General features: G+C 70.6%; 21 protein-coding genes. 19 read left to right on the top strand and 2 right to left on the bottom strand.

What is annotated here, in order from left to right; translation table 11 throughout:
- Positions 1 to 25: 25 nt before the first annotated feature.
- The 15 genes from pqqE (at position 26) to KGA65_RS12095 (ending at position 18,105) form a co-directional block, all read left to right on the top strand.
- The gene (gene pqqE, locus KGA65_RS12165) at positions 26 to 1,228 is read left to right on the top strand and encodes a pyrroloquinoline quinone biosynthesis protein PqqE (protein ID WP_225863369.1); all 1,203 of its coding nucleotides are present in this window, start codon (positions 26 to 28) and stop codon (positions 1,226 to 1,228) included.
- A complete protein-coding gene (pedB, locus tag KGA65_RS12160; RefSeq protein WP_225863368.1) occupies positions 1,222 to 1,938 on the top strand; it encodes a lanthanide ABC transporter ATP-binding protein PedB/LutE in 717 nt (238 codons plus the stop codon). The genes pqqE and pedB overlap by 7 nt, the downstream gene beginning before the upstream one ends.
- Positions 1,939 to 1,977: 39 nt before the next feature.
- Positions 1,978 to 2,850, top strand: coding sequence for a lanthanide ABC transporter permease protein PedC (gene pedC, locus KGA65_RS12155; protein WP_225863367.1), 873 nt, complete (start codon positions 1,978 to 1,980; stop codon positions 2,848 to 2,850).
- Positions 2,847 to 5,012, top strand: coding sequence for a 4Fe-4S binding protein (locus KGA65_RS12150; protein WP_225863366.1), 2,166 nt, complete (start codon positions 2,847 to 2,849; stop codon positions 5,010 to 5,012). Before pedC ends, KGA65_RS12150 begins: the two co-directional genes overlap by 4 nt.
- Before the next feature lie 18 nt (positions 5,013 to 5,030).
- On the top strand, positions 5,031 to 6,020 hold the full coding sequence (locus KGA65_RS12145; RefSeq protein ID WP_225863365.1) for an FAD:protein FMN transferase: 990 nt from the start codon (positions 5,031 to 5,033) through the stop codon (positions 6,018 to 6,020).
- A 227-nt stretch (positions 6,021 to 6,247) separates the two neighbouring features.
- A complete protein-coding gene (locus tag KGA65_RS12140; RefSeq protein ID WP_225863364.1) occupies positions 6,248 to 7,993 on the top strand; it encodes a PQQ-dependent methanol/ethanol family dehydrogenase in 1,746 nt (581 codons plus the stop codon).
- Between the two features lie 94 nt (positions 7,994 to 8,087).
- Complete coding sequence (locus tag KGA65_RS12135) at positions 8,088 to 8,420, top strand: high-potential iron-sulfur protein (RefSeq protein WP_225863363.1); 333 nt, start codon at positions 8,088 to 8,090, stop codon at positions 8,418 to 8,420.
- A 55-nt stretch (positions 8,421 to 8,475) separates the two neighbouring features.
- On the top strand, positions 8,476 to 9,222 hold the full coding sequence (locus KGA65_RS12130) for an AzlC family ABC transporter permease (RefSeq protein ID WP_225863362.1): 747 nt from the start codon (positions 8,476 to 8,478) through the stop codon (positions 9,220 to 9,222).
- Positions 9,222 to 9,560: a branched-chain amino acid transport AzlD family protein gene (locus tag KGA65_RS12125; protein ID WP_225863361.1), complete on the top strand. Its 339-nt coding sequence runs from the start codon at positions 9,222 to 9,224 to the stop codon at positions 9,558 to 9,560. Before KGA65_RS12130 ends, KGA65_RS12125 begins: the two co-directional genes overlap by 1 nt.
- Positions 9,561 to 9,604: 44 nt before the next feature.
- The gene (locus KGA65_RS12120) at positions 9,605 to 10,798 is read left to right on the top strand and encodes a phosphoglycerate kinase (RefSeq protein WP_225863360.1); all 1,194 of its coding nucleotides are present in this window, start codon (positions 9,605 to 9,607) and stop codon (positions 10,796 to 10,798) included.
- A 186-nt stretch (positions 10,799 to 10,984) separates the two neighbouring features.
- Positions 10,985 to 13,303: an NADP-dependent malic enzyme gene (locus KGA65_RS12115; protein WP_225863359.1), complete on the top strand. Its 2,319-nt coding sequence runs from the start codon at positions 10,985 to 10,987 to the stop codon at positions 13,301 to 13,303.
- A gap of 93 nt (positions 13,304 to 13,396) precedes the next feature.
- Positions 13,397 to 14,827: a pyruvate kinase gene (gene pyk / locus KGA65_RS12110; RefSeq protein ID WP_225863358.1), complete on the top strand. Its 1,431-nt coding sequence runs from the start codon at positions 13,397 to 13,399 to the stop codon at positions 14,825 to 14,827.
- 90 nt (positions 14,828 to 14,917) lie between these two features.
- Positions 14,918 to 15,982 (top strand): class II fructose-bisphosphate aldolase, encoded by a 1,065-nt coding sequence (fba, locus tag KGA65_RS12105; protein WP_225863357.1) that lies wholly within the window; start codon positions 14,918 to 14,920, stop codon positions 15,980 to 15,982.
- Between the two features lie 102 nt (positions 15,983 to 16,084).
- Entirely contained in the window at positions 16,085 to 16,981 is an 897-nt protein-coding gene (locus tag KGA65_RS12100) for a phosphoribosylaminoimidazolesuccinocarboxamide synthase (protein WP_225863356.1), read from the top strand.
- 8 nt (positions 16,982 to 16,989) lie between these two features.
- On the top strand, positions 16,990 to 18,105 hold the full coding sequence (locus KGA65_RS12095; RefSeq protein ID WP_225863355.1) for a hypothetical protein: 1,116 nt from the start codon (positions 16,990 to 16,992) through the stop codon (positions 18,103 to 18,105).
- On the opposite strand, the gene KGA65_RS12090 is transcribed toward KGA65_RS12095, so the two are convergent.
- Entirely contained in the window at positions 18,086 to 19,054 is a 969-nt protein-coding gene (locus tag KGA65_RS12090) for a tetratricopeptide repeat protein (RefSeq protein WP_225863354.1), read from the bottom strand. The two genes, KGA65_RS12095 and KGA65_RS12090, sit on opposite strands and share 20 nt — an antisense overlap.
- A 160-nt stretch (positions 19,055 to 19,214) precedes the next feature.
- Here KGA65_RS12090 and purE point away from each other — a divergent pair, with 160 nt between their 5' ends.
- Genes purE through KGA65_RS12070 form a run of 4 tightly spaced genes read left to right on the top strand, consistent with a single transcriptional unit; the run spans position 19,215 to position 22,931 of the window.
- Positions 19,215 to 19,679, top strand: coding sequence for a 5-(carboxyamino)imidazole ribonucleotide mutase (gene purE / locus KGA65_RS12085; protein ID WP_225863477.1), 465 nt, complete (start codon positions 19,215 to 19,217; stop codon positions 19,677 to 19,679).
- 1 nt (position 19,680) lies between these two features.
- Positions 19,681 to 20,862 carry a 5-(carboxyamino)imidazole ribonucleotide synthase gene (locus KGA65_RS12080; protein WP_225863353.1) on the top strand — a complete coding sequence of 394 codons (1,182 nt, stop codon included), beginning with the start codon at positions 19,681 to 19,683 and terminating at the stop codon, positions 20,860 to 20,862.
- A 3-nt stretch (positions 20,863 to 20,865) separates the two neighbouring features.
- Positions 20,866 to 21,858 (top strand): L-threonylcarbamoyladenylate synthase, encoded by a 993-nt coding sequence (locus KGA65_RS12075; RefSeq protein ID WP_225863352.1) that lies wholly within the window; start codon positions 20,866 to 20,868, stop codon positions 21,856 to 21,858.
- A gap of 38 nt (positions 21,859 to 21,896) precedes the next feature.
- Positions 21,897 to 22,931, top strand: coding sequence for an SGNH/GDSL hydrolase family protein (locus KGA65_RS12070; protein WP_225863351.1), 1,035 nt, complete (start codon positions 21,897 to 21,899; stop codon positions 22,929 to 22,931).
- Between the two features lie 15 nt (positions 22,932 to 22,946).
- On the opposite strand, the gene dacB is transcribed toward KGA65_RS12070, so the two are convergent.
- Complete coding sequence (gene dacB, locus KGA65_RS12065; protein ID WP_225863350.1) at positions 22,947 to 24,395, bottom strand: D-alanyl-D-alanine carboxypeptidase/D-alanyl-D-alanine endopeptidase; 1,449 nt, start codon at positions 24,393 to 24,395, stop codon at positions 22,947 to 22,949.
- Between the last annotated feature and the right edge of the window lie 68 nt (positions 24,396 to 24,463).

The following is a 24,463-nucleotide window of genomic DNA, read 5'->3' as shown; positions in this document are numbered from 1 at the left end:
GGACAGGCCCCCGGAGACTGACACCATGGCCCCGCTCACCGCCCCATCCCCGGCCACGACCAAGCCGCCGTTCTGGCTGCTGGCCGAGCTGACCTACCGCTGCCCGCTGCACTGCGCCTTCTGCTCCAACCCGGTGGACTACGCCCGCCATGACCAGGAGCTGGACACCGCGACCTGGAAGCGGGTGCTCGCCGAGGCACGGGCGATGGGGGCGGTGCAACTGGGCTTCTCCGGCGGCGAGCCGCTGCTGCGCGAGGACCTGGAGGAACTGGTGGCCCACGCCCACGGCCTGGGCTACTACACCAACCTGATCACCTCGGGCGTGGGCCTGACCGAGGCCCGGGCCCGGGCGCTGAAGGCAGCCGGCCTGGACCACATCCAGCTTTCCTTCCAGGACTCCACCCGCGAGCTCAACGACTTCATCAGCTCCACCCGCACCTTCGAGCTCAAGAACAAGGTGGCAGGCATCATCAAGTCGCTGGGCTACCCGATGGTGCTCAACTGCGTGATGCACCGCTTCAACCTGCCGCATGTGGGCCGCATCATCGAGATGGCCGACCGCATGGGCGCGGACTACCTGGAGCTGGCCAACACCCAGTACTACGGCTGGGCCTGGCTCAACCGCGAGGCCCTGATGCCCACCCGCGACGAGCTGCGCGACGCCGAGGCGATGGTCATGGCCTACCGCGAGCGCGGCGTCTCGCGCATGAAGGTGCTGTGGGTCTCGCCCGACTACGCCGACGCCAAGCCCAAGCCCTGCATGGCCGGCTGGGGATCGGTGTTCCTGGTGGTGGCGCCCGATGGTGTGGCGCTGCCCTGCCACAGCGCGCGGATGCTGCCCGGGCTGGACCTTCCCAACCTGCGCGACACCCCGGTGCATGACGCCTGGTTCGAGAGCCGCGGCTTCAATGCCTACCGGGGCCAGGACTGGATGGACCCGACCTGCGGCAGCTGCGATGAGCGCCACACCGACATGGGGGGCTGCCGCTGCCAGGCCTTCCTGGTGACGGGCAACGCCGCGGCCACCGACCCGGTCTGCCCCAAGAGCCCGGCCCGCGGACTGATCGATGCCGTGCTCGACGGTGCCCGCCAGCGCGGCGCTGCCACCACGGCACCGCTGCGCTTCGTGCCCGGCGCGGCCAAGGCGGGCGGGTTGGTGTTCCGCGGGGACGCCGCCTCCCTGGCCCTCTCTGCGGACCCGGTCTCCACGCCGGCCGGGGCATGCTGAGCGTGCGGGGGCTGACCCAGCGTTATGGCACCCTGGTGGCCCTGGACCGCCTGGATCTGGACATCCCGGCGGGCAGCTTCACCGCCTTGCTGGGCCCCAATGGCGCTGGCAAGAGCACGCTGTTCCAGGTGCTCAGCGGCCTGTTCGCGGCCGACGAGGGCGAGGTGAGCGTGGCCGGCTGCTCGCTGGCGCGCCAGCCCACCCGGGCGCTGGCGCGGCTGGGCGTGGTGTTCCAACAGCCCTCGCTGGACCTGGACCTGACCGTGCGGCGCAACCTGTTCTTCCATGCCCGCCTGCACGGCCTGGTGGCGGCCGACGCGCAGGACCGCATTGAGGCGCTGGCCCGGCGCCTGCGGCTGACCGAGCAGCTGGACCGGCCGGCGCGCGCACTCTCGGGCGGGCAGCGCCGCAAGGTGGAGCTGGCGCGGGCCCTGCTGCACGCCCCGGCCCTGCTGCTGATGGACGAGGCCACCGTGGGTCTGGACCCGCGTTCGCGCCAGGAGCTGCTGGCCGACCTGCAGGCCGGCGTGCGCGAGCACGGCCTGACCGTGCTGTGGGCCACCCACCTGGTGGACGAGGCCGCCCAGGCCGACCGGGTGCTGGTGCTGCACCACGGCCAGTTACTGGCCGATGGCCCGCCCGAGGCAGTCACCCGGACCTTGGGGGGCGACACCCTGGAAGCGGCCTTTCTGCACGCCACCCGGCACTGAGTTCCGTCCCGGCCACCGTCCACCCCACCGCCCGCCGCCATGCGTTCGCCCCATTCCGCCACCGTGTTCGCGTCGCTGCCGCGCCGTCGCACCGCCCTGGCTCACGTCGCCGGGGCGGTCGGGGCCATCGTCGGGCGGGAACTGCAGCGCTTTGTGCAGCAGCGCGGCCGCCTGGTCTCGGCCCTGGTGCGGCCGCTGCTGTGGCTGGCGGTGTTCGCCGCGGGCTTCCGCCATGACCTGGGTGGCCAGCCCACCGCGCCCTACGGCGCTGCGGTGGACTACGCCACCTATGTGCTGCCCGGGCTGATGGGCATGGTCATGCTGTTCAACGGCATGCAGTCCTCGCTGGCGCTGGTCTACGACCGCGAGATGGGCCTGATGCGCCTGCTGCTGACCGCGCCGCTGCCGCGCCCACTGCTGTTGGCGGCCCGGCTGCTGGCGGCCGCGGTGCTGAGCCTGGTGCAGGTGGCCGCCTTTCTGGCGGTGGCGGCGCTGATGGGCAGCACGCTGCCCTGGCAGCCCCTGGCGGCGCTGCAAGGAGCGTGGGCGCTGCTGGCCAGCGCGCTGATGCTGGCCGCCCTCGGGCTGCTGCTCTCGGTCACGGTGCGCCAGCTGGAGAACTTCGCCGGGGCGATGAATTTCGTGATCTTCCCGTTGTACTTCCTGTCCACCGCGCTCTACCCGCTGTGGAAGCTGCAGGCCTCTGGCGCCGGCTGGGTCAACGCGGTGGCTCGGCTCAATCCCTTCACCCATGCGGTGGAGTGGATGCGCTTCGCCTTCCACGGCCAGTCGGCCGGGGCGTCACCGTGGGTCGTGCTGGGCACGCTGGTTGTCTGTTTCGCGCTGTCCTGTTGGGCCTACGACCCGCGCCGCGGGCTGGGGCGCGCTGGCGGCCGGGGACTGGCCGGATGAGCGCCCCCACCGTGGCCCTGCGCCTGTGGCTGCGGGCGGTGGCGATCGGCCGCCACGGGGTGGCCGCCTGGACGGCCGTCTGGCTGCTGCTGGCCAGCCTGCCGGGCTGGGCGGGGCAGTTGGATGCGGCGGCGCTGCAAGCCCGGCTGCCGGCGCCGTTGGTGCTGGGCGAGCGCGATGCGCAGCTGCCGGTCTGGCCGGTGTTCCGGCCGGAGACCACCTCCCGCTCGCTGGCCGGCTACGTCTTCGAGTCGGTGGATTTCGCCGCGCTGCCGGGCTTCTCCGGCACGCCGGTGGACCTGCTGATCGTGCTGGACCCGCAGGGCCGCCTGGTCGATGTGCAGGTGGTGTCCCAGCATGAGCCGGTGTTCGTCGATGGCCTGGGGCCGGCACCGCTGCTGCACTTCGTCGAGCAGTACAAGGGCCTGTCGCTGCGCCAGTCGGTGCGCATCGGTGGACCGGGGCCGCGCGGCGTGCAGGCCAGCAGCGCCAACGTCACCTTTGACGGGGTGGCCAAGGCCACCGCCTCGGTGCGCATCGTCAACCAGAGCGTGCTGTCCGCCGCGCTGCAGGTGGCCCGGGCCAAGATGGGCTGGGCCGGTGGCACCGACCCGGCCAGCCTGGCCCGGGTGCGCGAGGACCGCTGGCGGCCGATGGACGCGGCGGCCTTGCAGCGCGCGGGCCTGCTGAAGGTGCTGACCGTGGGCGCCGCCAAGGGCGAGCAGGCCTTTGCCGGCAGCGGCGTGGAGCAGCCGGCGCCGCCGGGTGCGCCGCCGCTGGCCGAGCTGGCGGTGGCCTGGCTGAGCGCGCCCATCGTCGGCCGCAACCTGCTCAGCGAGGCCGGTTGGGCGCATCTGAAAGGGCGGCTGGACCCGGGCGACCAGGCGCTGCTGGTGGTGCCGCTGTCGGGCTACAGCTTCGTGGGCGAGGATTTCACCCGCGGTGCGGTGCCCGACCGCCTGAACCTGCACCAGGGCGAGCTCTCGATCGAGCTGCGTGACCTGGACCTGGACGAGCCGCTGAAGCTGCCGCCCGGCTGGAACGGCCGCGACGCCAAGGTGATGCGCGTCATCGGCGCGGCCGGGCTGGACCCGGGCCAGCCGCTGGACTTCGGCCTGCGGGTGGTGCGCAGCAAGGGCTCGGGCTTCGTCGAGAAGATCGCCCGCGACTTCACGCTGCGCTACCGCCTGCCGGAGGACCAGCTGATCCGCCCCGAGCCGCCGCAGGCACCCTGGGTGGCGGCCTGGAAGAGCCGGTTGCCGGATCTGGCCGTGCTGGCCGTGGCGCTGGCCCTGCTGGGCGCTGCGCTGCTGCGGCCGTCGGTGTGGGTGAGCCGGCCGCACTGGCTGCCGCGGGCGCGGGTGGGCTTCCTGCTGTTCACGCTGGGCTTCATCGGCTGGTGGGCGCAGGGGCAGCTCTCCATCGTCAACCTGACGGCCTTGATCCAGGCCCTGCGCGAGGGGCGCGGCCTGGGCTTCTTCCTGCTGGACCCGATGACGGTGGCGCTGTGGGCCGTGGTGGCGGTGAGCCTGGTGCTGTGGGGCCGTGGCACCTTCTGCGGCTGGCTGTGCCCCTTCGGCGCCTTCCAGGAGCTGGTGTCGCAGTTGGGGCAGCGTCTGGGGATCAAGCCCCGGCGCTTGCACAGAACCTGGGACCGGCGCCTCAAGCGCCTGAAGTACGTCGTGCTGGCGGCGGTCGTCGGCGTGGCCGCCGTGGCGCCGGTGCACGGCGCCTGGGTGGACCGGGTGGTGGAGTTCGAGCCCTTCAAGACGGCCATCACCCTGGGCTTCCAGCGGGCGGGGCCGGCGGTGGCCTGGGCGGTGGCGCTGCTGGCCCTGTCGCTGTTTCTCTACAAGGGCTTCTGCCGCTACCTGTGCCCCTTGGGCGCCGGCCTGGCCCTGCTGGGCCGGTTGCGCCGCTGGGACTGGATCGCCCGACGCATGGCGTGCGGCACGCCCTGCCAGACCTGCCGCCACCGCTGCCACTACCAGGCCATCGCGCCCGAGGGCACGGTGGACTACGCCGAGTGCTTCCAGTGCCTGGACTGCGTGGCCATCCACGACGACCCGGCCCGCTGTGCCCCGCTGATCGCCCAGGCGCGCCAGCGGGTGATCCCGATCCGCGCGGTGTCGGCCCAGCAGCCCGGCCGTGCGCCGGCCTGAACCCGCAGGAGGTTTGCCATGCGCCGACATCAGTTCCTCCGCTGCGCCCTGGGGACACTGCTGGCCCCGGCCGTGGCCCGTGCCGCGGCGGGAGCCGAGCCCCTGCACTGGGACACCCGTTCGCTGCTGGGCTTCGGCACCACGCTGAGCCTGCAGGCGGCCCATGCCGACCCGGAGCGCCTGCGCGAGGCGCTGGACGGCGCGGTGGCCCTGCTGCAAGGCCTGCATGGGCAGATGAACCTGTTCGACCCGGACAGCGCGCTCTCGCGCCTGAACCGCGAAGGGCGGCTGGCGCATCCGCCGGCCGAACTGCTGGGCCTGCTGCGCCGCGCCCAGGCCATCTCGGCGCGCAGCGGGGGCAGCTTCGATGTCACGGTGCAACCGCTCTGGGCCTTGTATGACCGCTGCCGCCAGGCCGGTCGCCTGCCCACCGCCGCCGAGCGCGAGGCCGCCCGCGCCCGGGTGGGCTGGCAGGGCCTGCAGCTGGCAACAAACGAGATCCGCCTGGCGCGGCCGGGCATGGGCGTCACGCTCAACGGCATTGCCCAGGGCCATGCGGCCGACCTGACGGCCCAGCTGCTGCGCCGCCACGGCGTGGCCCATGCCCTGGTCGATGCCGGCGAATGGGCCGCCCAGGGCCGCAACGCCCAGGGTCAGCCCTGGACGCTGGCGGTGGCCGACCCGCGTCAGGCCGATGCCTGGGTGGACCGGGTGGGGCTGCAGGGCGCCTGCCTGGCCACCTCGGCCGACAACCCGAGCTGCTTCACGCCGGACTTCCGCCACCACCACATCCTGGACCCGCGCAGCGGCGACTCGCCGCCCGCCTTCGCCGAGGTCAGCGTGCTGGCGCACGAGGGCGCCCTGGCCGATGCGCTGACCAAGGTCGTCTTCATGGCCGGCCCACAGGGGGCCGCGGCCGTGGCGCGGGCCTGGGGCGTGGCGGTGATGACCGTCGACAAGACCGGCCAGCGTTGGGCCAGCCCCGGCTGGCCGGGGCGCAGGGGCTGAGCCGGGCTGTCCCGCCGCGGCGCGCCGGCCTGGGACACCGTCTGCTCAAGCCTGTAGCAACCCTGGAGCGATCGAACGGGGAAACCCGTGGAGAAACCGGCCTGTGCAGCCCGGCGCAGGCCCCGGAAACCGGCCCCGGCCATGGCACGGACATTGCGCTGTTTGACGGCGCTCAACTGCGTCGCCAGCCCGGTCCACCGGGCGGCATCCACCCACGAGGAGACAACATGCGACCGACTCTCTTGAACCTGCTGATGGCCATCGGCCTGGCCACGGCGGCCAGCAGCCACGCCGCCGGCGTGACCGACCAGATGATCGACACCGAGTCTTCGGCCTCGGGCAATGTGCTGAGCTGGGGTGGCACCCCGCAAGGCCAGCGTTTCTCGCCGCTCAAGAAGATCAACACCAGCAATGTGAGCAAGCTGACCCCCGCGTGGGCCTTCTCCTTCGGCGGTGAGAAGCAGCGCGGCCAGGAATCCCAACCGGTGGTCTACAACGGCCGCATGTTCGTGACCGGCTCGTACTCGCGCCTCTATGCGCTGGATGCGACCACCGGCAAGAAGCTCTGGAAGTACGAGCACCGTCTGCCCGAGGGCATCATGCCCTGCTGCGACGTGATCAACCGCGGCGCGGCGCTCTACGACAACCTGGTGATCTTCGCCACGCTGGACGCCCAGCTGGTGGCCCTGAAGCAGGACACCGGTGAGCTGGCCTGGAAGACCAAGATCGACGACTACGCCGCGGGCTACTCGGCCACCGCCGCGCCCATCATCGCCAACGGCCTGCTGCTGACCGGTGTCTCCGGCGGCGAGTTCGGCGTGGTCGGCCGCGTCGAGGCGCGCGACCCCAAGACCGGCAAGCTGGTCTGGACCCGCCCGACCGTCGAAGGCCACATGGGCTACATCTGGGACAAGGACGGCACCAAGAAGGAGAACGGCATCTCCGGCACCGTCAACCAGACCTGGCCGGGCGACCTGTGGAAGACCGGCGGCTCGGCCACCTGGCTGGGCGGCACCTACGATGCCAAGACCGGCCTGGCCTACTTCGGCACCGGCAACCCCGCCCCCTGGAACAGCCACCTGCGCAAGGGGGACAACCTGTTCTCCTGCTCCACCGTCGCCATCGACGTGAAGACCGGCAAGATCGTCTGGCACTACCAGGGCACGCCCAACGACAGCTGGGACTTCGACGGCGCCAACGAGTTCATCACCTACGACCAGGACGGCAAGCGCCTGGGCGCCAAGGCCGACCGCAACGGCTTCTTCTACGTGCTGGACGCCACCACCGGCAAGCTGCAGAACGCCTTCCCCTTCGTCAAGAAGATCACCTGGGCCACCGGCGTCGACATGAAGACCGGCCGGCCGAACTTCGTGCCGGAAAACCGCCCGGGTGACCCGACCGCAGGCGACGGCAAGAAGGGCAGCGAGGTCTTCGCGGCGCCGGGCTTCCTGGGCGGCAAGAACCAGATGCCGATGGCCTACAGCCCGCAAACCCGGCTCTTCTACGTGCCGTCCAATGAATGGGGCATGGAGATCTGGAATGAGCCGGTGGCTTACAAGAAGGGCGCGGCCTACCTGGGCGCGGGCTTCACCATCAAGCCGCTGAACGACGACTACATCGGTGCGCTGCGCGCGGTGGACCCCAAGACCGGCAAGATCGTCTGGGAGGTCAAGGACAACGCGCCGCTGTGGGGCGGCGTGCTGACCACCGGCGGCAACCTGGTCTTCTGGGGCACGCCGGAGGGCTACCTGAAGGCCGCGGACGCCAAGACCGGCAAGGTCGTCTGGCAGTTCCAGACCGGCTCCGGCATCGTGGCGCCCCCGATCACCTGGCAGCAGAACGGCGAGCAGTACGTGGCCGTGGCCTCGGGCTGGGGGGGCGCCGTGCCGCTGTGGGGGGGCGAGGTGGCCAAGCGGGTCAACTTCCTGGAACAGGGCGGCATGATGTGGGTGTTCAAGCTGCCCAAGAGCTGAGCCGCCTTTTCCTTCCCATTTGTCTTTGATCGGGGAGGGGGCCGGAGGTCCCCTCCCAGGCCGGGCTGCACGTTGGTCCGGTTGGAGCAGCAACATGAACGCCACTTTCTTCTCCCGTCGTGTCTTCATGATCCAGGCCCTGGGTGTGGCCGGTGCGGGCGCCGCCTTGTCCGAATCGGCGTTGGCGGCCCTGCCGGTCAAGCACCTGGAGGAAACCGACGAAACCGCCGTGGCCCTGGGCTACAAGCACGACACCACCCAGGTCGACAGCGCCAAGTTCCCCAAGCACCAGCCCTCGCAGCGCTGCATGGACTGCAGCTTCTTCCAGGGCGCCGCCACCGACGAATGGGGTGGCTGTGCGATGTTCGGCCGCAAGCAGGTGCACGCCAACGGCTGGTGCAACGCCTGGGTCAAGAAGCCGGGCTGAAGCGCGAGAGGCCCTGCCGGGGCGCAGCGCCCAGCCCCTGCGCCACAATGGCCGGATGCTTGAAGACAGTCCCGGTTCCCTGCCGCTGTGGCGGCAACCTGAGTTTGCACGCGGCTTCCGGGACCTGGGCAGTGCCTCGCTGGGCATCGGCGCCTGGGGCCTGGTGACTGGCGTGGCCATGGTCAAGAGCGGCCTGGGCGTGCCGCTCTCGCTGGCCATGACCTTCCTGGTCTTTGCCGGCAGCGCCCAGCTCGCGGCCTTGCCGCTGATCGTGCAGGGCGCGCCGATGTGGCTGGTTTGGGCCACGGCGGCCTGCGTGAACCTGCGCTTCGTGATCTTCAGTGCCGGCTGGCGGCCGTATTTCGGCCACCGGCCGTTCTGGCAGAAGGTGGCCCACGCCTACCTGGCGGGCGACCTGAACTACGTCATGTTCCTGAAGCGTTTCCCGGACCCGGTGCCGCAGGACGGGCAGTGGGCCTATTACTGGGGCGGCGCGACGGTGAACTGGCTGGGCTGGCAGGGCTTCTCGGTGCTGGGCATCGTGCTGGCCCACCACATCCCGACCGAATGGGGCCTGGGCTTTGCCGGCACGCTGGCGCTGCTGGGGTTGACCGGCTCCTTGCTGGTCGACCGGGCCACCTGGGTCGCGGCGGCAGTGGCGGCCTGCGCGGCGGTGGCGGCCTACGCGCTGCCGCTCAAGCTCAACATCGTGGTGGCCATCGCCGCGGCCCTGGCCGTGGGGCTGGTGATGGACCGCCTGGCCCCGGCCGGCCGCCTGCTGGCTCAGCGCAAGGAGCTGTGATGAGCGCGCTGGAGACCTGGCTGACGCTCATTGGCATGACCGCGATCACCATCCTGACGCGCGGCTTCTTCCTGCTGCCGCGCCGGGAGGTGCCGATGCCCGGCTGGCTGCGCGACGCCTTGCGCTACGCACCGCTGGCCGCGTTGGTGGCCGTGGTCGCGCCCGAGGTCGTGCTCACGCAGGGGCATTTGCTGAACACCTGGCAGGAGCCGCGGCTCTGGGGCGCCGTGGCGGCGGCGGGCTGGTTCGCATGGCGGCGCGACATCCTGGGCACCATCGTCTGCGGGACGGCGGTGATGCTGGTGCTGCGCCTGGGGCTGGGCTGGACCGGTGGCTGACGCGACAATACGGGTTTCATCGTCATTACATCCCCCGACCGACCATGAACGTGATCCGTTTCGCCGACCTCGTCGCCCAAGGCCATGTGGCGGGCCAGCGCGTCTTCATCCGTGCCGACCTGAACGTGCCGCTGGATGACGCGGGCCACATCACCGAGGACACCCGCATCCGCGCCTCGGTGCCCTGCATCGAGATGGCCCTGAAGGCCGGTGCCGCGGTGATGGTCACCTCCCACCTGGGCCGCCCCACCGAGGGCGAGTTCAAGCCCGAGGATTCGCTGGCCCCGGTGGCCAAGCGCCTGTCCGAGCTGCTGGGCCGGGAGGTCAAGCTGCTGTCCGGCTGGGTCGATGGCGTGGACGTGGCCCCCGGTGAGGTGGTACTGCTGGAGAACTGCCGCGTCAACAAGGGCGAGAAGAAGAACAACCCCGAGCTGGCGAAGAAGATGGCCGCGCTGTGCGACATCTACGTCAACGACGCCTTCGGCACCGCCCACCGCGCCGAGGGCACCACCTACGGCATCGCCGAATACGCCAAGGTGGCCTGCGCCGGCCCGCTGCTGGCCGCCGAGATCGACGCCATCACCCAGGCCCTGGCCCAGCCCAAGCGTCCGCTGGTCGCCATCGTCGCGGGCTCCAAGGTCTCGACCAAGCTGACCATCCTGCAGTCGCTGGCCGAGAAGGTCGATGGCCTGGTCGTCGGCGGCGGCATTGCCAACACCTTCATGCTGGCCGCGGGCCTGAAGATCGGCAAGTCGCTGGCCGAGCCGGCCCTGACGGACGAGGCGCTGGCGGTGATGGCGGCCATGAAGGCCCGTGGCGCCGAGGTGCCCATCCCCGTGGACGTGGTCTGCGCCAAGACCTTCGCCGCCGATGCGCCGGCCACCGTGAAGGCGGCCACCGAGGTGGCCGACGACGACCTGATCCTGGACATCGGCCCCAAGACCGCCGCGTTGCTGGCCGACCGGCTCAAGGCCGCCGGCACCATCGTCTGGAACGGCCCGGTGGGCGTGTTCGAGTTCGATGCCTTCGCCCACGGCACCGAGACCATCGCCCGCGCCATCGCCAACAGCGACGCCTTCAGCATCGCCGGCGGTGGCGACACCCTGGCGGCGATCGCCAAGTACGGCATCGAGAAGGATGTCGGCTACATCTCCACCGGCGGCGGCGCCTTCCTGGAGGTGTTGGAAGGCAAGACCCTGCCGGCCTTCGAGATCCTGAGCAAGCGCGCCCAGGGCTGAGACCGGGGCCGGCCGCGGCCGGGAGGGCCGCTCCGGCGTGGGACATGGCGTCATGCAAGTTATGCATGATTGACCCCCGACAAGGGGAACCGCCCTCGGTCAGGAATAGATTGTGCGTCCGCTGCCGCGGATGCCTCCGGCCATCGGGGCCCCTGGCATCCACGCACCTTTTTGACGCCATCGTTCATGACCAAGCCTTCTCTTTCGCCTGCCGAACAAGCCCTGCGCGACGCTGCGCTGGAATACCACCGCAGCCCGACGCGCGGCAAGATCGCCGTCACGGCGACCAAGCCGCTGGCCAACCAGCGTGACCTGAGCCTGGCGTATTCGCCCGGTGTGGCCTATGCCTGCCTGGCGATCGAGGAGGACCCTTCGCTGGCGGCCGACTACACCTCGCGCGCCAACCTGGTCGGCGTGGTGACCAACGGCACCGCCGTGCTGGGCCTGGGCAACATCGGCCCGCTGGCCGGCAAGCCGGTGATGGAAGGCAAGGGCTGCCTGTTCAAGAAGTTCGCCGGCGTCGATGTGTTCGACATCGAACTGGCCGAGCACGACCCCGACAAGCTGGTCGACATCATCGCGGCGATGGAGCCCACGCTGGGCGGCATCAACCTCGAGGACATCAAGGCCCCCGAGTGCTTCTACATCGAGAGGAAGCTGCGCGAGCGTCTCTCGATTCCCGTCTTCCACGACGACCAGCACGGCACGGCCATCATCTCCAGTGCCGCGCTGCTCAACGGCCTGGAACTGGTGGGCAAGAAGATCAGCGAGGTCAAGCTGGCCGTCTCCGGCGCCGGTGCCGCCGCCACCGCCTGCCTGGACCTGATGGTCAGCCTGGGCGTGAAGACCGAGAACATCTTCGTCTGCGACTCCAAGGGCCTGATCCAGAGCGAGCGCGCCGACGCGCTGGCCGGCAAGCTCGACGAATCCAAGCAGCGCTTCTGCCAGAAGACCGCCGGCCGCACCCTGGCCGATGCGGTCAAGGACGCCGATGTCTTCCTGGGCTGCTCCACCGCCGGCGTGCTGACCGGCGAGATGGTCAGCACCATGGCCCGCGACCCGATCATCCTGGCGCTGGCCAACCCCGAGCCGGAGATCCGCCCCGAGATCGCCAAGGCGGCGCGCCCGGACTGCATCATCGCCACCGGCCGGTCGGACTACCCGAACCAGGTCAACAACGTCCTGTGCTTCCCGTACATCTTCCGCGGCGCGCTCGACTGCGGCGCCACCAAGATCACCGAGGCGATGAAGGTCGCCTGCGTGCACGAGATCGCCGCGCTGGCCAAGGCCGAGCCTTCCGATGAGGTGGCTGCCGCCTACGCTGGCAAGGATCTGCGCTTTGGCCCGGACTACCTGATCCCGACCCCGTTCGATGCCCGCCTGATCCTGCGCATCGCGCCGGCGGTGGCCCGCGCCGCCGCCGAGTCCGGTGTGGCCACCCGGCCGATCACCGACCTGGAGGCCTATCGCGTCAGCCTGGGTCAGTATGTCTACCAGACCGGCATGTTCATGCGCCCGGTGTTCGTGGCCGCCAAGGCCGCGCCGGCCCGCGTCGTCTACGCCGAGGGCGAGGACGAGCGCGTGCTGCGCGCGGTGCAGGAGGTGATCTACGAAGGCCTGGCCAAGCCGATCCTGATCGGCCGCCCGGCGGTGATCGCGATGCGCATCGAACGTGCCGGCCTGCGCCTGAAGCCCGGTGTGGACTTCGAGCTGGTCAACCCAGAGGACGACCCGCGCTTCCGCGCGTGCTGGGAGGCTTATCACAAGCTGATGGGCCGCGAAGGCGTCTCGCCCGAGGCCGCCAAGGCCGCGGTGCGCCGCTCCAACACGCTGATCGCCAGCCTGCTGGTCAAGCTGGGCTATGCCGACGCGATGCTGTGTGGCCTGGTGGGGCGTTTCGACGCCCATTTCGACCACGTCAGCACGGTGATCGGTGCCCGCCCCGGCGTCTCGACGCTGGCGACGATGAACGCGCTGATCATGGACCAGCAGACGCTGTTCCTGACCGACACCTTCGTCAACGAGCTGCCCTCCGCCGAAGAGCTGGCCAGCATCGCCCAGATGGCGGCCGAGGAGGTCCAGCGCTTCGGCGTGCCGCCCAAGGTGGCGTTCCTGAGCCATTCGATGTTTGGCAGCTCCAACCGGCCCAGTGCCAAGCGCGTGCGCGCGGCGCGGGATCTGTTCGTGCAGCGCGCCCCGCACATCGAGTGCGATGGCGAGATGCAGGGCGACGCGGCGCTGTCCGAATCGGTGCGCGAAACCCGTCTGCCGGGCTCGACCCTGCATGGCGCGGCCAATGTGCTGGTGCTGCCCAACCTGGATGCGGCCAACATCCTGTTCAACGTGCTGAAGGTCTCCTCCGGCCACAACGTCACGGTGGGCCCGATCCTGCTGGGCGCCGCGGCACCGGCCCACATCCTGACGCCCTCGGCGTCGATGCGCCGGGTGGTCAACATGACCGCGCTGGCCTCGGCCGACGTGGCGGCGGCCAAGACGGCCGGTTGAGCGGCGGGCTGAGCGGCCCCTGCGGCCGCCGGGGCTGCGGATAATCGGCAACGCGCGGGATCTCCCGCGCGACCTGCCAGGAGACCGCTGCCCATGTCCCGTGCCACCAAGATCGTCGCCACCCTCGGCCCCGCTTCCAACGACCCCGCGGTCCTGGAGCGGCTGATCGTCGCCGGGGTGGACCTGGTCCGGCTCAACTTCAGCCACGGCAGCGCCCAGGACCACATTGACCGGGCGGCCCGGGTGCGCGAGATCGCCACCCGGCTGGGCCGGCCGGTGGCGCTGATGGCCGACCTGCAGGGCCCCAAGATCCGGGTCGGCAAGTTCGCCGAGGGGAAGGTGATGCTGACGCCTGGCGCGTCCTTTGTGCTGGACGCGGCCCGCACCGCGCCGGGCGACCTGGATGGCGTCGGTCTGGACTACAAGGAGCTGCCCCGCGACGTGCGCCCCGGCGACGTGCTGCTGCTCAACGACGGCCTGATCGTGCTGACCGTGGACCGGGTGCAGGGCGAGCAGGTGCACACCGTCGTCACCGTCGGTGGCGAGCTGTCCAACAACAAGGGCATCAACAAGCAGGGCGGTGGCCTGACCGCGCCGGCCCTGACCGCCAAGGACATGGAGGACATCAAGACCGCGATGTCCTTCCAGTGCGACTACCTGGCGGTGAGCTTTCCCAAGAACGCCACCGACATGGAAATGGCCCGCCAGCTGGCCAATGTGGCGGGCGAGCCCTGGCGCCACAAGCCGGCGATGATCGCCAAGATCGAGCGCAGCGAGGCCATTCCGCAGCTGGAGGCCATCCTGAAGGCCAGCGACGGCATCATGGTGGCCCGCGGCGACCTGGCCGTCGAGGTGGGCAATGCCGCGGTGCCGGGCCTGCAGAAGAAGATGATCCGCATGGCCCGCGAGATGGACCGGGTGGTCATCACCGCCACGCAGATGATGGAGTCGATGATCCAGAACCCGGTGCCGACCCGGGCGGAGGTCTCGGACGTGGCCAATGCGGTGCTGGACGGCACCGATGCGGTGATGCTCAGCGCCGAGACCGCGGCGGGCAAGTACCCGGTCGAGACGGTGCAGGCCATGGCCGCCATCGCCGAGGAGGCCGAGCGCTCGGAAGACCTCAGCCTGGACGCGCGCTTCAGCGACCGCATCTATGGCCGCATCGACCAGGCCATTGCGATGGGCGCGCTGTTCACGGCGCACCACCTGGGCTGCAAGGCCATCCTGGCGCTGACCGAATCGGGCTCCACCACCTTGTGGATGAGCCGGCACAACATCCACGTGCCGATCTACGGCCTGACCAGCCAGCCGGTCGCGCAGGGCCGCATGGCCTTGTTCCGCAACGTGCGGCCGGTGCTGATCCCGCGCTACACCGACCGCGACCAGGCCCTGGCCGAGGCCGAGCGGCTGCTGGTGGCCAGCGGCGTGCTGCGGCCGGGGGACGCCTATGCCATCACCTGTGGGGAGCCGATGGGCACGCCCGGGGGCACCAACATGCTCAAGGTCTGCCGGGTGGCCTGAGCCCCCCACTAGAACACTAGAATTCAGCCAGTTACGGCGCAGTTACCGCGTCCCTCCCATTTCTCTCTATCCCTCTTTCTGGAGCCGACCATGCCTCTCGTCTCGATGCGCCAACTGCTGGACCATGCCGCCGAAAACGGCTACGGCATCCCCGCGTTCAACGTCAACAACCTGGAACAGGTCCAGGCCGTGATGTCGGCGGCCGACGAGGTGGGCGCACCGGTGATCCTGCAGGCCAGCGCCGGCGCCCGCAAGTACGCGGGGGAGCCGTTCATCAAGCACCTGATCCTGGCCGCCAGCGAGATGTACCCCCACATCCCCCTGGTGATGCACCAGGACCATGGCACCAGCCCCAAGGTCTGCGAAGGCGCGATCGGCCTGGGCTTCGGCTCGGTGATGATGGACGGCTCGCTGATGGAAGACGGCAAGACGCCGTCGTCCTTCGACTACAACGTCGAGGTGACCCGCAAGGTGGTGGACATGGCCCACAAGGTGGGCGTCACCGTCGAAGGTGAACTGGGCTGCCTGGGCAACCTGGAAACCGGCGATGCCGGCGAGGAAGACGGCATCGGCGCGGCCGGCAAGCTGGACCACAGCCAGATGCTGACCGACCCGGAAGAGGCCGCCACCTTCGTCAAGGCCACGCAGCTGGACGCGCTGGCGATCGCCATCGGCACCAGCCACGGCGCCTACAAGTTCTCGCGCAAGCCCACCGGCGACATCCTGGCCATCTCGCGCGTGAAGGAGATCCACGCCCGCATCCCCAACACCCACCTGGTGATGCACGGCTCGTCGTCGGTGCCGCAGGACCTGCTGGCCATCATCAACCAGTACGGCGGCAAGATGAAGGAGACCTACGGCGTGCCGGTCGAGGAGATCCAGGAAGCCATCAAGTACGGCGTGCGCAAGATCAACATCGACACCGACATCCGCCTGGCGATGACCGGTGCGGTGCGCAAGTTCCTGGCGGAGAACCCGGACAAGTTCGACGCCCGTGAGTGGCTCAAGCCGGCCCGCGAGGCGGCCAAGCAGGTCTGCAAGCAGCGCTATCTGGAGTTCGGCTGCGAAGGCCAGGGCAGCAAGATCCAGGGCGTGGCGCTGGAGGCCATGGCCGCCCGCTACGCCAGCGGCGCGCTGGCCCAGCAGGTGATCTGAGCCCCGCGTCTCCCCTGAACAAGGCGGCCGCATCCGCGAGGGTGCGGCCGCTTTTTCGTGCGCCGGCCTAAAATGACGCGCTTTCCTCACTTTCGTCACGCCATGGCTACCGCGCTGCTCCAGAGTTCCCTGCACTCCCTTCCGCTGCTGGCCCGCGGCAAGGTCCGCGACAACTACGCCGTCGGTGACGACCGCATCCTGATGATCGCCTCGGACCGGCTGTCGGCCTTCGACGTGGTGATGGGCGAACCCATCCCCGGCAAGGGCGAGCTGCTGACGAAGATGGCCCTGTTCTGGTTCGAGCGCCTGGCCCATGTGGTGCCCAACCACCTGACCGGCGAAGCGCCGGAATCGGTGGTCGCCCCCGACGAGGTGGACCAGGTCCGTGGCCGTTCGATGCTGGTCAAGCGCCTGAAGCCGCTGCCGATCGAGGCCGTGGTGCGCGGCTACCTGGCCGGCTCCGGCTGGAAGGAATACCAGCAGAGCCAGTCGGTCTGCGGCGTGGCCCTGCCGGCCGGCCTGAAGAATGCCTCCAAGCTGCCCGAGCCGATCTTCACCCCGGCCACCAAGGCCGAGGCCGGTGAGCACGACGAGAACATCTCCTTCGACCGCATGGCCGACATGGTGGGCCGCGAGCTGGCCTCCCATGTGCGCGAGGTGGCGATCCGCCTCTACCAGGAGGCGGCCGCCTACGCCCTGACCAAGGGCATCATCATCGCCGACACCAAGTTCGAATTCGGTCTGGACGTGGACGGCACGCTGACCCTGATGGACGAGGTGCTGACGCCCGACTCATCGCGCTACTGGCCGGTCGAGGGCTACCAGGAAGGCACCAACCCGCCCAGCTATGACAAGCAGTTCGTGCGTGACTGGCTGGAGCAGGCCACGGTGAACGGCCAGCCCTGGGGCAAGAAGGCCCCGGCGCCCGCCCTGCCGGCCGACGTGATTGAGCGCACCGCATCGAAGTACCGCGAAGCGCTGGATCGCCTGACCCGCTGAGTCGGGACATGGCCTCCCGACTGGTGGCGCGGCTGGACGCCGCGATCGCCGCCGCGGACGACCCTCTGCAACGGGAATGCCTGAAGGCCGAGCGGGCCGGCGCGCTGGCCCGTCAGGGCCAGCTGGCCGACGCCCGCTTTGCGCTCAACGGCCTGCGCAGCCTGGCCCAGCGCCGCCGCGACCCACGTCTGACGGCCTGGGTCAGCCTGGTGGATGGCCAGATCGACCATTTCGCGTCGATCGCGCCCCAGGCCATGGCCAAGTTCCAGCGCGCCCTGGCGCTGGCGCAGGAGGCCGGGGACACCCCGCTGCAGGCGCTGGTGCTGGGCTGGATGGCCACCCTGAACTTCAATGCCTCGCGCCTGCCCGCCCTGGCGGCCCAGGTGCGCGAGGCCCTGACGCTGGCCGGGCCCGACCACCACGCCGCCCGGGCCCGGGTGGCGCTGGTGCTGGCCGATGCCTACCGCTTTGCCGGCGACGACGCGCGCTCGCAGGCCTGGTACCAGAGCGCCCGCGAGCACGCCAGCGCCGAGGGCGACACCTCGATGATCAGCGCGCTGCTGCACAACATCGCGGCGATGCGGGCGGCGGGCATCGGGCTGGATGACGCCTTCGGGCGGGGCGACCTGGAAGCGGCGCACCGCGCGCTGCTGGAGGCCGAATCGACCGCCCACTATGACTGGGGCGCCGGGGCTTCGGCGCTCCAGGCCATGGTGCCGCTGCAGGGCCGGGCCCAGCTGCTGGTGGTGCTGGGGCGCTGGGACGAGGCCACCGCCTTGTTCGACCGCCACCTGGCCCGCGCCAAGGCCGAGGGCATGGCCCACCGCGAGGCGCGCTTCGTCGCTGAGCGGGCCTGGTGCCACCTGCGGCGCGATCGCCCGCGGGAGGCGCTCAAGGACGCCCGGCAGGCGGCCAAGTGCCTTGACGCCCAGTTCGACCCGGACGATTGCGCCGCCACCCATGCGCGCCTGGCCCGGGTGTTCGCTGAACTGGGACGGGCCGACGAGGCCCAGCACCACCAGGCCCTGGCCGACGCGGCCCTCGCGGCCTACCGGGACAGCCAGCGCCTCTGGCGCGAGGCGCTGAACCAGGCCCTGGCCGGGCTCAGAACAGCGCCATGCTGAGCTTGCGGCGGTACTGGTCCAGCACCGGATCGCTGGGGGCCACGGCGGCCCGGCCGGCAATCTCCAGCGTGCTGCCGCTGGGGGCCGCTTCGGGCCCGGCCTTGGGGGCCGGCTTGGTCATCAGCTCCAGGATGGCCACATAGGTCTTGCGCGCCGCCTCGTCCTGCCAGGCCTTGTCGCGCATGATGATTTCCAGCAGTTCATCCATCGCGTCGGTCAGCTGGCCGGTCACGAACAGCTGCTGGGCACGCAGGAAGCGGGCCGTGAAGTCGCGCTTGTTGGCGGCGATCGCGGCGTCCAGCGTGGCCAGGTCGGGGGCCTGCTGCACGGCCTCGGCGGCCTCCAGCCAGCGCTCGATGGCGGCAAAGCGGCTGTCCGTCATCACCTTGACGGCGGCGGGCTCGAAGGCGGCGCGGGCCTGGGCCACGCGCTCGGGCTCGGTGCGGGCCAGGCCCAGCAGCACCTTCAGGTAGTCCAGCCGGGCGACGTCGTTGGCCGGGTCGATCGCCACAGCCTCCTGCAGCTTGCCCAGCACGCTCTCGATGTCATGGCTCTCGTCGGCCAGCATGGCCTCGGCTTCCTGCACCTCGGCCTCGGCGTCCAGCGCCTCCGGGCTGGGCACGTGCTTGTCCAGGAACTCGCGGATCTGGGCCTCGGGCAGGGCGCCCACGAAGCCGTCGACCGGCTGGCCGCCGGAGAACATCACGCAGAAGGGGATGGAGCGCACGCCGAAGGCCTGGCTGAGCTGGCCGGCGATCTCGGGCTGCTCGTCGCTGTTGAGCTTGGCCAGCAGGAAGCGGCCGGCGTAGGCCGTCTCCAGCTTTTCGAGCACCGGGCCCAGGGATTTGCACGGACCGCACCAGGGCGCCCAGATGTCCAGCAGCACCGGTTGCTGCCGGGAGGCCTCGATCAGCTCGGTCTGGAAGTTCTCGATGGTGATGTCAATCATGGTCTCGGATTCCTGTGGGGGCCGGCGTCAGCGGCGCCGGGCAGCAAATGGGGCTGAACACGGGGGAAACAAGCCCGGCCTAAAATCCGGGGTTTCGTGATCGGAGCATGAAGCCTTGAACAGCGCCTCGCCCGCAACTGCGCCCGTGGTCGGCATCGTCATGGGATCTTCCAGCGACTGGGAGACCATGAAGGCTGCGGCCCAGATTCTCGCCGAGTTCGGCGTGTCCTATGAGGCCCGCGTGGTCTCGGCGCACCGCATGCCCGATGACATGTTCGCCTACGCCGAGCAGGCCGCGCCCCGGGGGCTGCAGGCCATCATCGCCGGCGCCGGTGGCGCCGCCCACCTGCCGGGCATGCTGGCCGCCAAGACGGTGGTGCCGGTGCTGGGGGTGCCGGTGGCCAGCCGCCACCTGCAGGGCGTCGATTCTCTGCACTCCATCGTCCAGATGCCCAAGGGCATTCCGGTGGCCACCTTTGCGATCGGCACCGGTGGCGCGGCCAATGCGGCGCTGTTTGCCGTCGCCATGCTGGCCAACCGCGACCCGGCCCTGCGCGCACAGCTGGAAGCCTTCCGCGCCCGCCAGACCGAGGCGGCGCGGGCCATGACGCAGGATCTGGTCTGACATGGCCGCTCCCCTGACCTTGTTGCAGCCCGGCGCCACGCTGGGCGTGATGGGCGGCGGCCAGCTGGGCCGCATGTTTGTGCATGCGGCCCAGGCCATGGGCTACCGCACCGCGGTGCTGGACCCGGACCCGGCCAGCCCGGCCGGGCTGGTCTCGCATGTGCACATCCAGGCCGACTACCTGGATGCCGCCGGCCTGAACCAGCTGGCCGACGCGGCCGATGCGATCACGACCGAGTTCGAAAATGTGCCGGCCCAGGCGCTGCGCACGCTGGCGACCCGCCGGCCGGTGGCCCCGGCTGGCGAGGCGGTGGCGATCTGCCAGGACCGCGCGGCCGAGAAGGCGCACTTCTGCGCCTCCGGCGTGCCCTGCGCCCCGTTCGCGGTGATCGAGACGGCCGAGCAACTGGCGGCGGTGGACGACACGCTGCTGCCGGGCATCCTGAAGACGGCCCGCCTGGGCTACGACGGCAAGGGTCAGGTGCGTGTGGCCGACCGGGCCGAGCTGGTGGCCGCCTGGTCCGAGCTCCGGCAGGTGCCCTGTGTGCTGGAAAAGCGCCTGGCGCTGCAGCGGGAGCTGAGCGTCATCGTCGCCCGCGGGGCCGATGGCCAGATCGTCCACTTCCCGGTGCAGCAGAACCTGCACCGTGACGGCATCCTGGCGGTAACCCAGGTGCCCGCCCCGCAGGTGCCACCGGCGCTGGCCGCCCAGGCGGTCGAGCGGGCGGGCAAGATCGCCGCCGAGATGGGCTATGTCGGCGTGCTGTGCGTCGAGTTCTTTGTGGTGGACGATGGCCAGGGCGGCTCGACCCTGGTGGCCAACGAGATGGCGCCGCGGCCCCACAACTCCGGCCACTACACGATCGATGCCTGCGACCTGTCGCAGTTCGCGCTGCAGGTGCGCACCATGGCCGGCCTGCCGCTGGTGATGCCGCGGCTGCATTCGGCCACCGTGATGCTCAACCTGCTGGGCGACCTCTGGTTCCGCGATGGCGATGAACCCCTCACGCCACCCTGGGAGCAGCTGCTGGCGCTGCCGGGCGTGCACCTGCACCTGTATGGCAAGACCAGCGCCCGCCGTGGCCGCAAGATGGGCCATCTGACCATCACCGCCGAAACGCCTGAGGCCGCCCGCGCCACCGCCCTGCAGGCCTGTGCCGTGCTGGGTCTGCCGGTCTTCTGAACCATGCCCGTACTGCAGGGGAATGATCCCGCCGCGCTGCAACGCGCGGCCCAGGCCCTGGCCGCGGGCGAGCTGGTGGCCTTGCCGACCGAGACCGTCTACGGCCTGGGCGCCCGGGCCGATGACGATGCCGCGGTGGCGAAGATCTACGCCGCCAAGGGGCGGCCGGTGGGCCATCCGCTGATCGTCCATGTGGCCGACGAGGCGGGGGCCGCCGCCTTTGCTGCCGCCTGGCCGGCCTCTGCCCGCCGCCTGGCCCAGGCCTTCTGGCCCGGGCCGGTGACGGTGATCGTGCCGCGCCGCCCCGGGGTGGCCACGGCCTCGGCCGGGGGGCAGGACAGCATCGGCCTGCGCTGCCCCTCGCATCCGGTGGCCCAGGCGCTGTTGCGCGCGGCCGCGGCGCTGGGCGTGCCGGGCGTCTCGGCCCCCAGCGCCAACCGCTTCGGCCGGGTCAGCCCCACCCGTGCCGCCCACGTGGCCGGCGAGTTCGAGCCGGACCTGCTGGTGCTCGACGGCGGCGATTGCGAGGTGGGCATTGAATCCACCATCGTTGACTGCACCCGGGCCCATCCGGTGCTGCTGCGGCCGGGCCGGCTCACGCGGGCCGAGCTGGAGGCCGCGCTGGGCGAGCCGCTGCAGGAACGCGATGCGGCGGCGCCCCGGGCCTCGGGCACCTTGACGTCCCATTACGCGCCGCGCGCCCAGGTCCGCCTGATGGACGCTGGCCACCTGCGCCAGGCCCTGGCGGTGCTGCCGCCGACGGGGGCCGATGGGCGGCCGCCGGTGGCGCTATATTCGCGCACCGTCCGTCCGGCCTCGGCGGCGATGCCATTCCGGCCCATGCCGGAGGACGCCGCCGCCACCGCCCACGAACTGTTTGCCGCCCTGCGGGAACTGGACGCCAGCGGCGCGGCACTGATCTGGATCGAGACCCCGCCCGCCGTGCCTGCGTGGGAAGGGGTGCGCGATCGACTGCAACGGGCCGCGGCCACCTGATGGCCCCGGACCCCCTCGACTGACGAACTGGAGCCAAGATGAAATTCGCAATGCCTGCCCGCCTGTGGCGTGTTCTCGCCGCCGTCGGGTGCTCGGCCGGGCTGCTGGCGTCCTGCGGGGGCGGCACCTCGCACTACGACACGTTCGTGCCCGCCCGGCTGGTCGTGTTCGGTGACGAGTTCAGCACGCTGGTGGACGTGAATGGCAACGGCAACAGCTACAGCTACGCGATGAACGGGCTGGACAGCACCGACACCAGCAACAACACCGTGAAGTGCAGCGACAGCAGCCGCCTGATCTGGGTGCAGAAGCTGGCCTCCAACTATGGGCTGGTGTTCAAGGAATGCAACCCGAACAGCGTGGCCAGCAGCGCGATCAATGCCTACATGATGGCGGGCTACGGGGCCACCGAGCGGGCGGTCGAGGCGCAGGTGACCCGCTTCCAGTCCAACATCGCGCATGACGCGCTGGGCAGCAAGGATCTGGTGACGGTCTGGGTCGGCATGAACGACGTCGTCGAGATCTACAAGGACAACGTCACTTACAGCTCGACGGCTGATAAAAAGGCAGAGGCTTACGCTCGCGGCCAACGGGTGGGCAGCCTGGTCAACAGCCTGGCCGACACCGGGGCCCGGGTGCTGGTGGGGCAGGTGTTCGAGCTGGGCTCGACCCCCTGGGCGCAAAGCCTGGGCTCGTCGGAAGCCAGCCTGCTGACCGACCTGTCGGATGACTTCAACGAGGGGCTGCGCAACAAGTTGCTCAACGACGGCAGCAAGATCGGCCTGCTGACCTTCAATGACACCGTGGCCAACCTGGTGCAGTACGGGGGCTATGACAACAGCACGCCGGCCTGCAACACGCTGCATGTCTCCGACACCGATGCCGCGTCCGCGGACAGCAATGGTTATCTCAGTGGTTCCGGCACGCTGCTGACCTGCACGACGAACACCGCCACCAGCGACACCTCGGCCACCAAGAATCTGTGGGTGGATGGGTTCCATCTGAACGCCTACATGGCCCATGTGCAGCTGGGCAACCTGGCGATCACCCGGGCCGAGAGCAACCCGTTCTGACGGGAGGGCGGAGGCTCAGGGGCCCGGGCTGTCGTCCATGACCCACTGGGTCAGGGCCTCCAGTGCGGGGCGGGCGCGGCTGGCCTGGGGGGCGTTCACCAGCGCCACCAGCACATAGCGGCGGCCGCTGCGTGAGAGCACAAAGCCCGCCTGGGCCGTCACGTCGCGCAGCGAGCCGGTCTTCAGGTGGGCACGGCCGCCGCTGACGGTGGAGCGCTTGAGCGTGCCATCCACCCCGCTGGCCGGCAGCGAGCTGACCAGCTCCGGCATCACCGGGCTGCGCCAGGCCTGCTGCAGCAGCTGGGCCAGTTGCGCGGCGCTGATGCGGGTCTCGCGGGACAGGCCCGAGCCGTTGTCCACCGTGATCTGCGCGGCCTGTGCGGCCCCCAGGCGCTCGGCCAGCCAGGCCCGCACCACGGCCCGGGCATCGTCCGGCCCGGCCGGCTGCCGGTTGTCCGGGCGCAGCGTCGCGCCCAGGCTCAGGAAGAGCTGCTGGGCCATCAGGTTGTTGCTGAACTTGTTGATGTCGCGCACCACCTCGGCCAGCGGCGGGGAGTCTTCGGTCCAGGTCGGTGTCGTGGCGGGGGTCGAGCCCTCGCGCACCTGTCCCTCCAGCCGGCCGCCCATCTCGCGCCACAGCGCGGTGAGCAGCCGCGCGTTGTAGCTGGTCGGGTCGGCATAGGCCACCGGCCAGGTCTTTTCGCCGCAGTCCGCGCCGAAACCGCCGGCCAGTTGGATGCGCAGCGGGTCGCGCCAGTCCGCCTGCAGCGCGCTGCGCCAGTCGCCGCAGGGGCGGGGGCTCAGCGGCACGGTGGCCGGCAGGTCCACGCCATCCAGCGCCGGCTCGACGCTGACCCGGGCCACGCCCTGGCTGGGCTGCGGCTCGAAGCGCAGCGTCAGCGATTTGAAGTTCAGCAGCAGCACGTCGGGCTGCACGTTGTAGGCCTTGCTGGTCTCGCCGTCGAAGTCGGCGGCCGAGCTCGGCGGCAGCTGCCAGGCACTGCGGTCGAGCAGGATGTCGCCCCGGATGGTTCGCACGCCGCGCTGCTGCAGGTGGTGCAGTAGCAGCCAGACCCGCTCCAGCACCCAGGTTGGGTCGCCGGTGCCGCGCAGCACCACCGAGCCGTCGAGCACGCCGTCGTGCACCGGGCCGGTCAGCAGCACCGGGGTCTGCCAAGTCCAGGCCGGCCCCAGCCGGTCCAGGGCCGCGTAGGTGGTGACCAGCTTGAACACCGAGGCCGGGTTGCGCGGCTGATCCGCGCGCTGGCTCAGCCGTGTGCGGCCGCTGTCCACCTCCTGCACCACGACCGAGAGCGTGTCCTCCGGCACCTGGGCCCGCCGCAGCGCCTCGCGCACCGTGTCCGGCAGTGGGCCGGTCTGGGCCAGGAGCCCACTGGGCAGGCACAGCACCAGCAGCAGGCCCGCCAGCCGGTGCCGACGCGGGCGGGGAGGGCATCCAGTCATGCCGGGATGATCGCACGGCTACACTGACGGGATGTGCTCTCCCGACCCCTGCCGCCGCCTGTTGGTGC

It is taken from the genome of Ideonella benzenivorans (assembly GCF_020387415.1).
GTDB lineage: Bacteria > Pseudomonadota > Gammaproteobacteria > Burkholderiales > Burkholderiaceae_C > Ideonella > Ideonella benzenivorans.
The sequence above is the reverse complement of the archived record's forward strand: the minus strand, read 5'-3'. Positions and strand labels throughout refer to the sequence as shown.

Excerpts from the sequence above, each read along its gene's own strand:
- pqqE (WP_225863369.1), top strand. The coding sequence starts at position 26 with ATGGCCCCGCTCACCGCCCCATCCCCGGCCACGACCAAGCCGCCGTTC.
- pedB (WP_225863368.1), top strand. The coding sequence starts at position 1,222 with ATGCTGAGCGTGCGGGGGCTGACCCAGCGTTATGGCACCCTGGTGGCC.
- pedC (WP_225863367.1), top strand. The coding sequence starts at position 1,978 with ATGCGTTCGCCCCATTCCGCCACCGTGTTCGCGTCGCTGCCGCGCCGT.
- KGA65_RS12150 (WP_225863366.1), top strand. The coding sequence starts at position 2,847 with ATGAGCGCCCCCACCGTGGCCCTGCGCCTGTGGCTGCGGGCGGTGGCG.
- KGA65_RS12145 (WP_225863365.1), top strand. The coding sequence starts at position 5,031 with ATGCGCCGACATCAGTTCCTCCGCTGCGCCCTGGGGACACTGCTGGCC.
- KGA65_RS12140 (WP_225863364.1), top strand. The coding sequence starts at position 6,248 with ATGCGACCGACTCTCTTGAACCTGCTGATGGCCATCGGCCTGGCCACG.
- KGA65_RS12135 (WP_225863363.1), top strand. The coding sequence starts at position 8,088 with ATGAACGCCACTTTCTTCTCCCGTCGTGTCTTCATGATCCAGGCCCTG.
- KGA65_RS12130 (WP_225863362.1), top strand. The coding sequence starts at position 8,476 with ATGCTTGAAGACAGTCCCGGTTCCCTGCCGCTGTGGCGGCAACCTGAG.
- KGA65_RS12125 (WP_225863361.1), top strand. The coding sequence starts at position 9,222 with ATGAGCGCGCTGGAGACCTGGCTGACGCTCATTGGCATGACCGCGATC.
- KGA65_RS12120 (WP_225863360.1), top strand. The coding sequence starts at position 9,605 with ATGAACGTGATCCGTTTCGCCGACCTCGTCGCCCAAGGCCATGTGGCG.
- KGA65_RS12115 (WP_225863359.1), top strand. The coding sequence starts at position 10,985 with ATGACCAAGCCTTCTCTTTCGCCTGCCGAACAAGCCCTGCGCGACGCT.
- pyk (WP_225863358.1), top strand. The coding sequence starts at position 13,397 with ATGTCCCGTGCCACCAAGATCGTCGCCACCCTCGGCCCCGCTTCCAAC.
- fba (WP_225863357.1), top strand. The coding sequence starts at position 14,918 with ATGCCTCTCGTCTCGATGCGCCAACTGCTGGACCATGCCGCCGAAAAC.
- KGA65_RS12100 (WP_225863356.1), top strand. The coding sequence starts at position 16,085 with ATGGCTACCGCGCTGCTCCAGAGTTCCCTGCACTCCCTTCCGCTGCTG.
- KGA65_RS12095 (WP_225863355.1), top strand. The coding sequence starts at position 16,990 with ATGGCCTCCCGACTGGTGGCGCGGCTGGACGCCGCGATCGCCGCCGCG.
- KGA65_RS12090 (WP_225863354.1), bottom strand. The coding sequence starts at position 19,054 with ATGATTGACATCACCATCGAGAACTTCCAGACCGAGCTGATCGAGGCC.
- purE (WP_225863477.1), top strand. The coding sequence starts at position 19,215 with ATGGGATCTTCCAGCGACTGGGAGACCATGAAGGCTGCGGCCCAGATT.
- KGA65_RS12080 (WP_225863353.1), top strand. The coding sequence starts at position 19,681 with ATGGCCGCTCCCCTGACCTTGTTGCAGCCCGGCGCCACGCTGGGCGTG.
- KGA65_RS12075 (WP_225863352.1), top strand. The coding sequence starts at position 20,866 with ATGCCCGTACTGCAGGGGAATGATCCCGCCGCGCTGCAACGCGCGGCC.
- KGA65_RS12070 (WP_225863351.1), top strand. The coding sequence starts at position 21,897 with ATGAAATTCGCAATGCCTGCCCGCCTGTGGCGTGTTCTCGCCGCCGTC.
- dacB (WP_225863350.1), bottom strand. The coding sequence starts at position 24,395 with ATGACTGGATGCCCTCCCCGCCCGCGTCGGCACCGGCTGGCGGGCCTG.